At 48.2% G+C, this 14,627-nt stretch carries 5 protein-coding genes, 9 tRNA genes and 5 rRNA genes; all 19 read right to left on the bottom strand.

The features are described 5' to 3' along the window. Positions 1–39: 39 nt before the first annotated feature. The 19 genes from clpC to MUO14_RS12290 all read right to left on the bottom strand — a co-directional run bounded on the left by clpC (position 40) and on the right by MUO14_RS12290 (position 14,621). Positions 40–2,496, bottom strand: coding sequence for an ATP-dependent protease ATP-binding subunit ClpC (gene clpC / locus MUO14_RS12380; RefSeq protein WP_244751010.1), 2,457 nt, complete (start codon positions 2,494–2,496; stop codon positions 40–42). 19 nt (positions 2,497–2,515) lie between these two features. Beyond that, a complete protein-coding gene (locus tag MUO14_RS12375) occupies positions 2,516–3,586 on the bottom strand; it encodes a protein-arginine kinase McsB (protein ID WP_244751009.1) in 1,071 nt (356 codons plus the stop codon). Next, positions 3,586–4,134: a protein-arginine kinase activator protein McsA gene (locus MUO14_RS12370; protein WP_244751008.1), complete on the bottom strand. Its 549-nt coding sequence runs from the start codon at positions 4,132–4,134 to the stop codon at positions 3,586–3,588. Before MUO14_RS12370 ends, MUO14_RS12375 begins: the two co-directional genes overlap by 1 nt. A 20-nt stretch (positions 4,135–4,154) precedes the next feature. Beyond that, positions 4,155–4,619, bottom strand: coding sequence for a CtsR family transcriptional regulator (locus MUO14_RS12365; protein ID WP_244751007.1), 465 nt, complete (start codon positions 4,617–4,619; stop codon positions 4,155–4,157). 165 nt (positions 4,620–4,784) lie between these two features. Next, entirely contained in the window at positions 4,785–5,477 is a 693-nt protein-coding gene (locus tag MUO14_RS12360; RefSeq protein ID WP_244751006.1) for an MgtC/SapB family protein, read from the bottom strand. A 101-nt stretch (positions 5,478–5,578) separates the two neighbouring features. Then, positions 5,579–5,692 (bottom strand): 5S ribosomal RNA (gene rrf, locus MUO14_RS12355). 68 nt (positions 5,693–5,760) lie between these two features. Beyond that, positions 5,761–8,681, bottom strand: a 23S ribosomal RNA gene (locus MUO14_RS12350). A gap of 233 nt (positions 8,682–8,914) precedes the next feature. Further along, a 16S ribosomal RNA gene (locus MUO14_RS12345) occupies positions 8,915–10,483 on the bottom strand. Positions 10,484–10,600: 117 nt separating this feature from the next. Beyond that, positions 10,601–10,676: transfer RNA gene (locus tag MUO14_RS12340), tRNA-Ala, on the bottom strand. A gap of 20 nt (positions 10,677–10,696) precedes the next feature. After that, positions 10,697–10,773 (bottom strand) — tRNA-Pro (locus tag MUO14_RS12335). A gap of 8 nt (positions 10,774–10,781) precedes the next feature. Then, positions 10,782–10,858 (bottom strand) — tRNA-Arg (locus MUO14_RS12330). Positions 10,859–10,869: 11 nt separating this feature from the next. Then, a tRNA-Leu gene (locus MUO14_RS12325) sits at positions 10,870–10,958 on the bottom strand. 41 nt (positions 10,959–10,999) lie between these two features. Then, a tRNA-Gly gene (locus MUO14_RS12320) sits at positions 11,000–11,074 on the bottom strand. A 6-nt stretch (positions 11,075–11,080) separates the two neighbouring features. After that, positions 11,081–11,162: transfer RNA gene (locus tag MUO14_RS12315), tRNA-Leu, on the bottom strand. 7 nt (positions 11,163–11,169) lie between these two features. Next, a tRNA-Lys gene (locus MUO14_RS12310) sits at positions 11,170–11,245 on the bottom strand. Between the two features lie 50 nt (positions 11,246–11,295). Continuing rightward, positions 11,296–11,371: transfer RNA gene (locus MUO14_RS12305), tRNA-Thr, on the bottom strand. Positions 11,372–11,376: 5 nt separating this feature from the next. After that, positions 11,377–11,452: transfer RNA gene (locus MUO14_RS12300), tRNA-Val, on the bottom strand. Positions 11,453–11,467: 15 nt separating this feature from the next. Then, positions 11,468–11,581, bottom strand: a 5S ribosomal RNA gene (gene rrf, locus MUO14_RS12295). Between the two features lie 118 nt (positions 11,582–11,699). Then, positions 11,700–14,621 (bottom strand): 23S ribosomal RNA (locus MUO14_RS12290). Together the 16S, 23S and 5S rRNA genes with 9 tRNA genes alongside form the textbook arrangement of a ribosomal RNA operon. Positions 14,622–14,627 lie beyond the last annotated feature (6 nt).

Below are 14,627 nucleotides of genomic sequence, written 5' to 3'. Positions count from 1 at the left end.
CGATTGTAAAACATTCATATTCTCTTCAAATTTAAGGCCTTATTTTGCTTCTTGTTGAACATGAACCATAAATTCCTTATCGTCATTTAGGTCAATTTTAACCTTTTGACCTTTTTGAATATTCTCTTTTAATAACTCTTCAGATAAAAGGTCTTCAACGTTTTTCTGAATGGAGCGGCGCAATGGTCTTGCCCCGTATTCCGGATCGAAGCCTTTTTCTGCAATATGCTCGATAGCTTTTTCAGTTAAAGTAAAGTCGATCTCTTGATCTAATAATCGTTTTCTCAAATGTTCTGCCATCAAGGTTACGATATCTTTCATATGCTTCTTCTCTAGAGAGTGGAAGACAATTGTTTCATCAATTCTATTTAAGAACTCTGGACGGAATGCCTTCTTCAACTCATCAGTAACTTTAGACTTCATATCTTTATAGTCCTGTCCTGAATCGTCCATAGAAAATCCGAGATATTTATTTCTCTTAAGCTCCTGGGCACCAACGTTAGATGTCATAATGAGAACGGTGTTGCGGAAATCAATAACGCGTCCTTTAGAGTCAGTTAAGCGGCCATCCTCAAGCACTTGTAGAAGAATGTTAAATACTTCAGGATGGGCCTTCTCAACTTCGTCCAACAGGATAACAGAATAGGGTTTATTCCGTACCTTCTCAGTGAGCTGACCACCTTCATCATAACCTACATAACCTGGAGGTGAACCTACAAGTCGGGACGTGCTGTGTTTTTCCATATATTCGGACATATCGATACGAATCATTGCATCTTCTTCCCCAAACATACTCTCAGCCAACGCACGGGCAAGTTCAGTTTTACCTACACCAGTAGGCCCTAGGAAAATGAACGAGCCAATCGGACGTTTCGGATCCTTTAGACCTGCGCGGGCACGGCGAATCGCTTTAGATATCGCTCGGACTGCTTCTTCCTGACCAATGATGCGATTATGAAGAGTATCCTCTAGATGCAGCAACCGCTCACTCTCATCTTTTGTCATTTTTTCTACAGGAACACCTGTCCATGTCGATACAATGGATGCTATATCCTCAACAGTGACCTCTGAATCTTCTTGGCCTTGCTTCTCTTTCCATTCATCCTTAGTCTGATCAAGCTCATCACGTAAATGCTGCTCATTATCTCTTAGTGATGCCGCCTTTTCAAATTCTTGACTTTGCACGGCTGCATCCTTTTCTTTCCGCACTTCTTCCAGTTTCTGTTCAAGCTCTTTTAAGTTTGGTGGTGCAGTATAAGAGCGAAGGCGAACTTTTGATGCCGCTTCATCAATTAAGTCAATCGCCTTATCCGGCAGGAAGCGGTCAGAAATATAACGATCTGAGAAACGAACGGCAGACTCAATAGAATCATCTGTAATTGACACTCTATGGTGAGCTTCGTAACGATCACGCAGCCCTTTTAAAATTTGAACAGATTCTTCGAGTGTTGGTTCACCTACTTGAATCGGCTGGAAACGGCGTTCAAGCGCTGCATCCTTCTCAATATACTTTTTATATTCGTCTAGCGTTGTGGCACCAATACATTGCAATTCACCGCGTGCAAGGGAAGGTTTTAGAATATTAGAAGCATCAATCGCTCCTTCAGCACCACCTGCACCAATTAAAGTATGGAGTTCATCAATGAATAAAATGATATTTCCTGCCTGACGAATTTCCTCCATTACCTTTTTCAACCGGTCCTCAAATTCTCCACGGTATTTCGTGCCTGCAACAACGGTTCCCATATCAAGTGTCATGACTCGTTTATCACGCAAAATCTCCGGTATTTCATTGTTCATGATTTGCTGGGCCAAACCTTCAGCAATCGCCGTTTTACCTACACCAGGTTCCCCAACAAGGACAGGATTATTCTTTGTACGACGACTTAACACTTGAATAACACGCTCTATTTCCTTGCTACGACCAATCACTGGATCGATGTTGCCTTCTTTAGCAATAGCTGTTAAGTCACGCGCAAGTGAGTCAAGAGTCGGTGTATTCGCATTAGCTGATTGCGCACCGCCAGTGCCGCCACGACGATTCTGACCACCAGTTGATTCGTTATTACCAAGTAACTGCAATACTTGCTGGCGGGCTTTATTTAGGCTGACCCCTAAATTATTTAATACACGAGCTGCAACGCCCTCTCCTTCACGAATAAGACCCAGAAGAATATGCTCTGTACCCACATAAGAATGACCTAACTTGCGAGCTTCATCCATTGATAACTCAATCACTTTTTTTGCACGTGGAGTGTAGTGTATCGTTTGTGATACCTTTTCACCCTTACCGATTAATTTTTCAACTTCTTGCTGAATCTTGCTTGATTCGAGGCTTAAGGCTGTTAAAGATTTAGCAGCAATTCCCTCTCCTTCACTTACTAACCCTAATAAAATATGCTCTGTTCCAATGTTGTTATGACCTAATCGAACCGCTTCTTCTTGTGCTAAAGCAAGTACTTTTTGTGCTCGTTCAGTAAATCGTCCAAACATCATGGACACAACCTCCTTGCATTTATTCTTTATTTTCTAATTGTAATCTTTCACGAATTAGTGAAGCTCTTCTAATATCTCGCTCAGACGGAGACAATGTTTCTTTTGCATACTGCTGCAGAAATCCAGGTTGTGTTAATACCATTAACTCATTGAGGATCGTTTTTGGCACATGATCTATAAATCCAAGATCAATACCCAGCCTAAGGTCGGATAAACATTTAGCAGCCTCTTTAGACTCTATGATTCGACCATACTTTAGAACACCATACGAGCGAAAAATTCGATCCTCAAGCTGTATGCCTGAGCGGTGCATCAAAGTTTGTCTTGCCCTTCGCTCCTGATCAATCAGCTGTTTTACTACACTATGAAGATCCTCTACGATATCTTCTTCAGATTTCCCTAGTGTAATTTGATTTGATATTTGAAAAATACTCCCTACAGCTTCACTGCCTTCTCCATAAATTCCCCGTACGACTAAACCAAGCTGGTTAATAGCCGGGGTCATTCGGTTAATCTGCTGTGTTAAAGCAAGAGCCGGAAGGTGCATCATTACCGACGCTCTCATCCCAGTACCAACGTTTGTAGGGCAAGCCGTTAAATAACCACGTTTTTCATCAAACGCATAATCAATCTTTTCCTCCAGCCAATCATCAAGCTGTGATGCCTGCTCTAAAGCCCTGTCAAGTTGAAAGCCCGGGAAATATAACTGTATGCGAATATGATCCTCTTCATTAATCATAATTGATACCTGTTCATTTTGAGAAATTAAAGAAGCAGAGTGTTCTGAGTTGTCCGTTAAATGCGGGCTAATTAAATGCTTCTCTACTAGAACCCTTTTCTCAATAGGCTGCAGATCACTCATTTTAACTATTTCAAAACCTTTATAATCCCTAAACGACTCGCTGCGAAATTCTTCATTGAAAAAATTTAATACTTTTTCCAGATTATCTTCGGAAGAAATCGTCGGGAACGGAATATTTGAGAAGTTACGCGCTAATCGAATGCGGCTGCTCAAAACAATATCACTATCCGGTCCATCTTGTTTCATCCATGGACTAATCGCTTCATTCATAAATTGCTGTAATGACATTAGCTCTCCCCCTCCTCTCTGTCTTGGAGTTGGTCATCCAAAGAGCGAATTTCATCTCTAAGCTTGGCAGCTTCTTCAAACTCTTCCTGTTCGATTAACCGCTGCAGCTCAGATTTATATTGATCCTTTTGACGCCTAAGGTGCAAGTTACCCCCTTCACGCCTGGGGATTTTCCCATCATGGTGTGTATTACCGCTATGCACACGGCGGAGAATTGGATTGAGCCGTTCGTCAAATGTCTTATAACATTCAGCACAACCAAACTTTCCTGCCCTGGCAAATTCTTTAAAAGTTAAGCCGCATTTCGGACATTTAAGCTGCTCTTTAGGTTGCTGAGTACCCGTTTGCTGACCATTGGGAGATTGTTTTGGTTCGAAATTAAATAGACCAGTCAATAAATCGTTTAGTGTAAAGTTTTCTTCATGGTCATGCATATATCCTTTTTCCTTCGCACATTGTTCACAAACATGAACTTCAGTCTTCTCCCCATTCATTAGTTGTGTCAAATGAACGGTGGCAGCACGGTTATGGCATCGCTGGCATTCCATAACATTCTCTCCCTTCTATATTAGCTTGTGTATTTCAGGGTGAACAGCATAGCCGTAAGAATCCTTGAGCGGACCTCGTCCCTTAGAGGAAGGGGGAAAGCGAGAACTTCACGATCTATTGCACTGACCATCATACGTGCTTCACGGCTCGTAATGCTGTTATTTTCAAGTAATCTTTCGATAATGTCTATTGCTATAGATTGAGAAACCTTTGGATGAATGAGCTGTACAATATCATCAATCATCTTTGCTTCAGATCGGTGTTGAACACGGCGTATCCGAATATAACCGCCGCCTCCACGTTTACTTTCAACTATATAACCTTTTTCCACAGTGAAACGTGTTTTAATCACATAATTAATTTGTGAGGGAACACATTGAAACCGATCAGCAATTTCACTCCTCTTAATTTCAATAGCTTTCTTTTCATTATTATCTAAAATATTCTTTAAATACTCTTCTATGATGTCGGATATATTCCGCATCTTCCCTCCCCCTCTTTTGACTTTGACTATCTTTGACTATAATTTTATTATACTCATTTTAAATACATTCGCAAATAAAAAGTTTGTGTGTTTACACCTCTCATCATTCCCTAATCAGATAAAGGTTAAAACAAAAAACTATACGATTTTCTCGTATAGTTTCCTTTATCTTCTTTGTTCAACCTGAAGGACATTATCGACTTTTGATAACTTTTCAAGTAAAGAAATCTCATTAATCTTTTGTCCTTTGGTAATTTGAATAAGAATATTTTTAGTTTTATTATTTAAATTTTCAATTTCCACCTTTTGCAGCGAAATACCTTCCTCATCAAATATGCCGAGTAACTTACTTGTTTCGATTCTCTCATCTGCCAGGAGCACATATGAATTTTTGAAATAGCCACTAAAGTACTTTTTCTCCAAATTATTTAAAAAGATGAGACTCAATAGAACTAAAATCGTAGCGAGTACAGCAACATCATACATGCCGGCACCGACAACTAAGCCCAATCCAGCAACTGTCCATATAGATGCTGCTGTCGTGAGTCCGCGGATCGTCATCCCATTAACAATAATTGTTCCAGCTCCTAAGAAACCAATCCCACTAATAACGTAGGAAGGGAGACGGGATGGGTCAAAACGAACATTATCATGATCACTAATAAATTCTTCAAAGCCATATAATGATAGAAGCATCATAAGACAAGAACCGATGCCGACAAGTATATGGGTGCGAAATCCTGCGGAATGATTTTTCAACTCCCGCTCAAATCCTATAATCCCTGATAAAAGTAACGCAATAAATAAGCGGATAAAAAACAACTCTAAGTTATCATTGAATAAATCAAAATCGTCCATACCAATACCACCACCCCTTGTTCAGCAAATAATGTGTGACCTCACTATATTATTATATAGTAAAAAACCGGAAGCATATGCTTCCGGTTTACATTATAATGACGTGGCCGCGTCCTACTCTCACGGGGATCGACCCGACTACCATCGGCGCTGAAGAGCTTAACTACTGTGTTCGGCATGGGAACAGGTGTGACCTCTTCGCTCTCGCCACCACATCATAAAGTATGAGGGAAACCCTCAAAACTAGATAAGACAGGCAAGACCAAACGATTCAATTTTTGATATAGATAAGTCATCGATTGATTAGTATCCGTCAGCTTCACGTGTCACCACGCTTCGACCTCGGACCTATCGACCTCATCGTCTCTGAGGAATCTTACTTACTTGGCGTAAGGGGAAATCTCATCTCAAGGGGGCTTCATGCTTAGATGCTTTCAGCACTTATCCCGTCCACACGTAGCTACCCAGCGATGCTCCTGGCGGAACAACTGGTACACCAGCGGTGTGTCCATCCCGGTCCTCTCGTACTAAGGACAGCTCCTTTCAGATTTCCAACGCCCACGACGGATAGGGACCGAACTGTCTCACGACGTTCTGAACCCAGCTCGCGTACCGCTTTAATGGGCGAACAGCCCAACCCTTGGGACCGACTACAGCCCCAGGATGCGATGAGCCGACATCGAGGTGCCAAACCTCCCCGTCGATGTGGACTCTTGGGGGAGATAAGCCTGTTATCCCCGGGGTAGCTTTTATCCGTTGAGCGACGGCCCTTCCATACGGTACCGCCGGATCACTAAGCCCGACTTTCGTCCCTGCTCGACTTGTAGGTCTCGCAGTCAAGCTCCCTTGTGCCTTTACACTCTGCGAATGATTTCCAACCATTCTGAGGGAACCTTTGGGCGCCTCCGTTACTCTTTAGGAGGCGACCGCCCCAGTCAAACTGCCCACCTGACACTGTCTCCGAACCGGATCACGGTCCTGGGTTAGAATGTCCGTACAGCCAGGGTGGTATCCCACCAGCGCCTCCACCGAAGCTAGCGCTCCGGCTTCTCAGGCTCCCACCTATCCTGTACAAGCTGTACCAACATTCAATATCAGGCTACAGTAAAGCTCCACGGGGTCTTTCCGTCCTGTCGCGGGTAATGCGCATCTTCACGCATAGTATAATTTCACCGGGTCTCTCGTTGAGACAGTGCCCAAGTCGTTGCACCTTTCGTGCGGGTCGGAACTTACCCGACAAGGAATTTCGCTACCTTAGGACCGTTATAGTTACGGCCGCCGTTTACTGGGGCTTCGGTTCAACGCTTCGCGCCAAGCGCTAACGCATCCCCTTAACCTTCCAGCACCGGGCAGGTGTCAGCCCCTATACTTCGCCTTACGGCTTCGCAGAGACCTGTGTTTTTGGTAAACAGTCGCTTGGGCCTTTTCACTGCGGCTCCTCGGCAGAGGAGCACCCCTTCTCCCGAAGTTACGGGGTCATTTTGCCGAGTTCCTTAACGAGAGTTCTCCCGCTCACCTTAGGATTCTCTCCTCGCCTACCTGTGTTGGTTTGCGGTACGGGCGCCTCTTTCCTCACTAGAGGATTTTCTTGGCAGTGTGAAATCAGGAGCTTCGGTACTCTAGTTCCCTCCCCATCACAGCTTGACGTTGCCGAGCGGATTTGCCTGTCTCGACCGTCTCACTGCTTGGACGCACACATCCAGTGGTGCGCTCTCCTTATCCTCCTGCGTCCCCCCGTCGTTCAAACGGAAAGGAGGCGGTACAGGAATATCAACCTGTTGGCCATCGCCTACGCCTTTCGGCCTCGGCTTAGGTCCCGACTAACCCTGAGAGGACGAGCCTTCCTCAGGAAACCTTGGGCTTTCGGTGAAAGAGATTCTCACTCTTTTTTCGCTACTCATACCGGCATTCTCACTTCTAAGCGCTCCACCAGTCCTTACGGTCTGACTTCGCAGCCCTTAGAACGCTCTCCTACCACTGATCCCTAAGGATCAATCCGCAGCTTCGGTGGTGTGTTTAGCCCCGGTATATTTTCGGCGCAGCGTCACTCGACCAGTGAGCTATTACGCACTCTTTCAATGATGGCTGCTTCTAAGCCAACATCCTGGTTGTCTAAGCAACGCCACATCCTTTTCCACTTAACACACACTTGGGGACCTTAGCTGGCGGTCTGGGCTGTTTCCCTTTCGACCATGAACCTTATCACCCATGGTCTGACTCCCAGAACAAAGTCGTTGGCATTCGGAGTTTGACTGAATTCGGTAACCCGGTAGGGGCCCCTCGTCCAATCAGTGCTCTACCTCCAAGACTTTCTATTCTGAGGCTAGCCCTAAAGCTATTTCGGAGAGAACCAGCTATCTCCGTGTTCGATTGGCATTTCACCCCTACCCACACCTCATCCCCGCAATTTTCAACTTGCGTGGGTTCGGGCCTCCAGTCAGTGTTACCTGACCTTCACCCTGGACATGGGTAGATCACACGGTTTCGGGTCTACGACCGCCTACTGCTTCGCCCTATTCAGACTCGCTTTCGCTGCGGCTCCGCTGCTTTAGCTTAACCTTGCAGACGGTCGTAACTCGCCGGTTCATTCTACAAAAGGCACGCCGTCACCCATCAATGGGCTCCGACTACTTGTAGGCGCACGGTTTCAGGATCTCTTTCACTCCCCTTCCGGGGTGCTTTTCACCTTTCCCTCACGGTACTGGTTCACTATCGGTTACTAGGGAGTATTTAGCCTTGGGAGATGGTCCTCCCGGATTCCGACGGAATTCCTCGTGTTCCGCCGTACTCAGGATCCACTCCGGAGAAAAGAAGATGTCGACTACAGGGCTCTTACCTGCTCTGGCTGATCGTTCCAGATCGATTCATCTATCCTCTTTTTTTGTAACTCCAAAGGAGTGTCCTACAACCCCAGAAAGCAAGCTTTCTGGTTTGGGCTGTTTCCGTTTCGCTCGCCGCTACTTGGGAAATCGCGTTTGCTTTCTCTTCCTCCGGGTAATGAGATGTTTCAGTTCCCCGGGTCTGCCTTCCCTTACCTATGTATTCAGTAAAGGATCCTGCTCCATTACGAGCAGGGGGTTCCCCCATTCGGAAATCTTCGGTGCATAGCCTACTTACGGCTTCCCAAAGCATATCGGTGTTAGTCCCGTCCTTCATCGGCTCCTAGTACCAAGGCATCCACCGTGCGCCCTTATTCACTTAACTATTGTCGTCGTGAAAAGACGTTAAAAAATTGATGTTTGATGTCTTGTCATCCCGTGTCGATCTCTATCTAAAGAGGATCGTCACGTTCTGATTATCTTATCCAGTTTTCAAGGTTCACATTGAAAGATCGTTTGATCTCTCAAAACTGAACAACCAACCAGGTACGTCTTCCGTATGCGGCAGCTTCCCGACTTTCTCGAAAGAGAAAGAGGTCGCCTTGCATATGTCCTTAGAAAGGAGGTGATCCAGCCGCACCTTCCGATACGGCTACCTTGTTACGACTTCACCCCAATCATTGGCCCCACCTTCGGCGGCTGGCTCACATAATGTGTTACCTCACCGACTTCGGGTGTTGCCAACTCTCGTGGTGTGACGGGCGGTGTGTACAAGGCCCGGGAACGTATTCACCGCGGCATGCTGATCCGCGATTACTAGCGATTCCGGCTTCATGCAGGCGAGTTGCAGCCTGCAATCCGAACTGAGAATGGTTTTATGGGATTTGCTACACCTCGCGGCTTCGCTGCCCTTTGTACCATCCATTGTAGCACGTGTGTAGCCCAGGTCATAAGGGGCATGATGATTTGACGTCATCCCCGCCTTCCTCCGGTTTGTCACCGGCAGTCACCTTAGAGTGCCCAACTGAATGCTGGCAACTAAGATTAGGGGTTGCGCTCGTTGCGGGACTTAACCCAACATCTCACGACACGAGCTGACGACAACCATGCACCACCTGTCACTTGGTCCCCGAAGGGAAAACCCTATCTCTAGGGCGATCCAAGGATGTCAAGACCTGGTAAGGTTCTTCGCGTTGCTTCGAATTAAACCACATGCTCCACCGCTTGTGCGGGCCCCCGTCAATTCCTTTGAGTTTCAGCCTTGCGGCCGTACTCCCCAGGCGGAGTGCTTAATGCGTTAACTTCAGCACTAAGGGGTGGAAGCCCCCTAACACCTAGCACTCATCGTTTACGGCGTGGACTACCAGGGTATCTAATCCTGTTTGCTACCCACGCTTTCGCACCTCAGCGTCAGAAACAGACCAGAGAGTCGCCTTCGCCACTGGTGTTCCTCCACATATCTACGCATTTCACCGCTACACGTGGAATTCCACTCTCCTCTTCTGTCCTCAAGTTCCCCAGTTTCCAATGACCCTCCACGGTTGAGCCGTGGGCTTTCACATCAGACTTAAGGAACCGCCTGCGCGCGCTTTACGCCCAATAATTCCGGACAACGCTTGCCCCCTACGTATTACCGCGGCTGCTGGCACGTAGTTAGCCGGGGCTTCCTCGTTAGGTACCGTCAAGGTACCGCCCTGTTTGAACGGTACATGTTCTTCCCTAACAACAGAACTTTACGATCCGAAGACCTTCATCGTTCACGCGGCGTTGCTCCGTCAGACTTTCGTCCATTGCGGAAGATTCCCTACTGCTGCCTCCCGTAGGAGTCTGGGCCGTGTCTCAGTCCCAGTGTGGCCGATCACCCTCTCAGGTCGGCTACGCATCGTCGCCTTGGTGAGCCGTTACCTCACCAACTAGCTAATGCGCCGCGGGCCCATCTGTAAGTGATAGCTAGAAGCCATCTTTTACCTTCCTCTCATGCGAGATAAAGGATTACCCGGCATTAGCCCCGGTTTCCCGGAGTTATTCCGATCTTACAGGCAGGTTGCCCACGTGTTACTCACCCGTCCGCCGCTCATTCCACAGGCTTCACCCCCGAAGGGGATCCGCCTGCTTCCTGCGCTCGACTTGCATGTATTAGGCACGCCGCCAGCGTTCGTCCTGAGCCAGGATCAAACTCTCCATAAAAGTTAAAGTTTGACTTGCTCATTTGCACACCGAATGTGCTTGTTTGAATTCTCTCTATTTAATAGAAAGAATATATTGACGTACTGGTTGGTTCGTTCAGTTTTCAAAGATCAAAAATGGTGGAGCCTAGCGGGATCGAACCGCTGACCTCCTGCGTGCAAAGCAGGCGCTCTCCCAGCTGAGCTAAGGCCCCAAGTTGTAATGGTTAGAGAATGGTCGGGAAGACAGGATTCGAACCTGCGACCCCTTGGTCCCAAACCAAGTGCTCTACCAAGCTGAGCTACTTCCCGTAAAATAATGGCGCGCCCGAGAGGAGTCGAACCCCTAACCTTCTGATCCGTAGTCAGACGCTCTATCCAATTGAGCTACGGGCGCAAATAAAATTATGGTGCCGAGGGCCGGACTCGAACCGGCACGGTAGAAACCTACCGCAGGATTTTAAGTCCTGTGCGTCTGCCAATTCCGCCACCCCGGCTTGACAAGTTTGTTAGGTCTTTTAAATCTTATTAAGTATTATGGAGCGGAAGACGGGATTCGAACCCGCGACCCCCACCTTGGCAAGGTGGTGTTCTACCACTGAACTACTTCCGCATATAATGCGGGTGGAGGGACTTGAACCCCCACGCCGTGAAGCACTAGATCCTAAATCTAGCGTGTCTGCCAATTCCACCACACCCGCTAAAAAATGGTGAGCCATGGAGGGCTCGAACCTCCGACCCTCTGATTAAAAGTCAGATGCTCTACCAGCTGAGCTAATGGCTCTTAATAAAAACTAACTTATCGTTCATATATCAATGTTGAAAAGCGATCAATGGTGCCGGCCAGAGGACTTGAACCCCCAACCTACTGATTACAAATCAGTTGCTCTACCAGTTGAGCTAGGCCGGCAATCATGGTGGAGGATGCAGGGCTCGAACCTGCGACCCCTTGCTTGTAAGGCAAGTGCTCTCCCAGCTGAGCTAATCCTCCGGATTATGTAATAAGGCTTGGCAGCGTCCTACTCTCACGGGGATCGACCCGACTACCATCGGCGCTGAAGAGCTTAACTACTGTGTTCGGCATAGGAACAGGTGTGACCTCTTCGCTCTCGCCACCAAACCTTATTAATTTCAAGGACAAGATATATTATATTGCCCTTTCAGGGAAATTTCAAGAGTTTTTTTGAAAACCCTCAAAACTGGATAAGACAGGCAAGACCAAACGATTCAATTTTGATATAGATAAGTCATCGATTGATTAGTATCCGTCAGCTTCACGTGTCACCACGCTTCGACCTCGGACCTATCGACCTCATCGTCTCTGAGGAATCTTACTTACTTGGCGTAAGGGGAAATCTCATCTCAAGGGGGGGCTTCATGCTTAGATGCTTTCAGCACTTATCCCGTCCACACGTAGCTACCCAGCGATGCTCCTGGCGGAACAACTGGTACACCAGCGGTGTGTCCATCCCGGTCCTCTCGTACTAAGGACAGCTCCTTTCAGATTTCCAACGCCCACGACGGATAGGGACCGAACTGTCTCACGACGTTCTGAACCCAGCTCGCGTACCGCTTTAATGGGCGAACAGCCCAACCCTTGGGACCGACTACAGCCCCAGGATGCGATGAGCCGACATCGAGGTGCCAAACCTCCCCGTCGATGTGGACTCTTGGGGGAGATAAGCCTGTTATCCCCGGGGTAGCTTTTATCCGTTGAGCGACGGCCCTTCCATACGGTACCGCCGGATCACTAAGCCCGACTTTCGTCCCTGCTCGACTTGTAGGTCTCGCAGTCAAGCTCCCTTGTGCCTTTACACTCTGCGAATGATTTCCAACCATTCTGAGGGAACCTTTGGGCGCCTCCGTTACTCTTTAGGAGGCGACCGCCCCAGTCAAACTGCCCACCTGACACTGTCTCCGAACCGGATCACGGTCCTGGGTTAGAATGTCCGTACAGCCAGGGTGGTATCCCACCAGCGCCTCCACCGAAGCTAGCGCTCCGGCTTCTCAGGCTCCCACCTATCCTGTACAAGCTGTACCAACATTCAATATCAGGCTACAGTAAAGCTCCACGGGGTCTTTCCGTCCTGTCGCGGGTAATGCGCATCTTCACGCATAGTATAATTTCACCGGGTCTCTCGTTGAGACAGTGCCCAAGTCGTTGCACCTTTCGTGCGGGTCGGAACTTACCCGACAAGGAATTTCGCTACCTTAGGACCGTTATAGTTACGGCCGCCGTTTACTGGGGCTTCGGTTCAACGCTTCGCGCCAAGCGCTAACGCATCCCCTTAACCTTCCAGCACCGGGCAGGTGTCAGCCCCTATACTTCGCCTTACGGCTTCGCAGAGACCTGTGTTTTTGGTAAACAGTCGCTTGGGCCTTTTCACTGCGGCTCCTCGGCAGAGGAGCACCCCTTCTCCCGAAGTTACGGGGTCATTTTGCCGAGTTCCTTAACGAGAGTTCTCCCGCTCACCTTAGGATTCTCTCCTCGCCTACCTGTGTTGGTTTGCGGTACGGGCGCCTCTTTCCTCACTAGAGGATTTTCTTGGCAGTGTGAAATCAGGAGCTTCGGTACTCTAGTTCCCTCCCCATCACAGCTTGACGTTGCCGAGCGGATTTGCCTGTCTCGACCGTCTCACTGCTTGGACGCACACATCCAGTGGTGCGCTCTCCTTATCCTCCTGCGTCCCCCGTCGTTCAAACGGAAAGGAGGCGGTACAGGAATATCAACCTGTTGGCCATCGCCTACGCCTTTCGGCCTCGGCTTAGGTCCCGACTAACCCTGAGAGGACGAGCCTTCCTCAGGAAACCTTGGGCTTTCGGTGAAAGAGATTCTCACTCTTTTTTCGCTACTCATACCGGCATTCTCACTTCTAAGCGCTCCACCAGTCCTTACGGTCTGACTTCGCAGCCCTTAGAACGCTCTCCTACCACTGATCCCTAAGGATCAATCCGCAGCTTCGGTGGTGTGTTTAGCCCCGGTATATTTTCGGCGCAGCGTCACTCGACCAGTGAGCTATTACGCACTCTTTCAATGATGGCTGCTTCTAAGCCAACATCCTGGTTGTCTAAGCAACGCCACATCCTTTTCCACTTAACACACACTTGGGGACCTTAGCTGGCGGTCTGGGCTGTTTCCCTTTCGACCATGAACCTTATCACCCATGGTCTGACTCCCAGAACAAAGTCGTTGGCATTCGGAGTTTGACTGAATTCGGTAACCCGGTAGGGGCCCCTCGTCCAATCAGTGCTCTACCTCCAAGACTTTCTATTCTGAGGCTAGCCCTAAAGCTATTTCGGAGAGAACCAGCTATCTCCGTGTTCGATTGGCATTTCACCCCTACCCACACCTCATCCCCGCAATTTTCAACTTGCGTGGGTTCGGGCCTCCAGTCAGTGTTACCTGACCTTCACCCTGGACATGGGTAGATCACACGGTTTCGGGTCTACGACCGCCTACTGCTTCGCCCTATTCAGACTCGCTTTCGCTGCGGCTCCGCTGCTTTAGCTTAACCTTGCAGACGGTCGTAACTCGCCGGTTCATTCTACAAAAGGCACGCCGTCACCCATCAATGGGCTCCGACTACTTGTAGGCGCACGGTTTCAGGATCTCTTTCACTCCCCTTCCGGGGTGCTTTTCACCTTTCCCTCACGGTACTGGTTCACTATCGGTTACTAGGGAGTATTTAGCCTTGGGAGATGGTCCTCCCGGATTCCGACGGAATTCCTCGTGTTCCGCCGTACTCAGGATCCACTCCGGAGAAAAGAAGATGTCGACTACAGGGCTCTTACCTGCTCTGGCTGATCGTTCCAGATCGATTCATCTATCCTCTTTTTTTGTAACTCCAAAGGAGTGTCCTACAACCCCAGAAAGCAAGCTTTCTGGTTTGGGCTGTTTCCGTTTCGCTCGCCGCTACTTGGGAAATCGCGTTTGCTTTCTCTTCCTCCGGGTAATGAGATGTTTCAGTTCCCCGGGTCTGCCTTCCCTTACCTATGTATTCAGTAAAGGATCCTGCTCCATTACGAGCAGGGGGTTCCCCCATTCGGAAATCTTCGGTGCACAGCCTACTTACGGCTTCCCAAAGCATATCGGTGTTAGTCCCGTCCTTCATCGGCTCCTAGTACCAAGGCATCCACCGTGCGCCCTTATTCACTTAACTATTGTC

The sequence above is a fragment of the Halobacillus shinanisalinarum genome, assembly GCF_022919835.1.
Classification (GTDB): domain Bacteria; phylum Bacillota; class Bacilli; order Bacillales; family Halobacillaceae; genus Halobacillus_A; species Halobacillus_A shinanisalinarum.
This window is presented reverse-complemented; position numbering and strand designations above follow the sequence as displayed.

What these genes read in the sequence shown, in the direction of transcription:
- clpC (WP_244751010.1), bottom strand. Translation starts at nt 2,496, where the DNA reads ATGATGTTTGGACGATTTACTGAACGAGCACAAAAAGTACTTGCTTTA.
- MUO14_RS12375 (WP_244751009.1), bottom strand. Translation starts at nt 3,586, where the DNA reads ATGTCATTACAGCAATTTATGAATGAAGCGATTAGTCCATGGATGAAA.
- MUO14_RS12370 (WP_244751008.1), bottom strand. Translation starts at nt 4,134, where the DNA reads ATGGAATGCCAGCGATGCCATAACCGTGCTGCCACCGTTCATTTGACA.
- MUO14_RS12365 (WP_244751007.1), bottom strand. Translation starts at nt 4,619, where the DNA reads ATGCGGAATATATCCGACATCATAGAAGAGTATTTAAAGAATATTTTA.
- MUO14_RS12360 (WP_244751006.1), bottom strand. Translation starts at nt 5,477, where the DNA reads ATGGACGATTTTGATTTATTCAATGATAACTTAGAGTTGTTTTTTATC.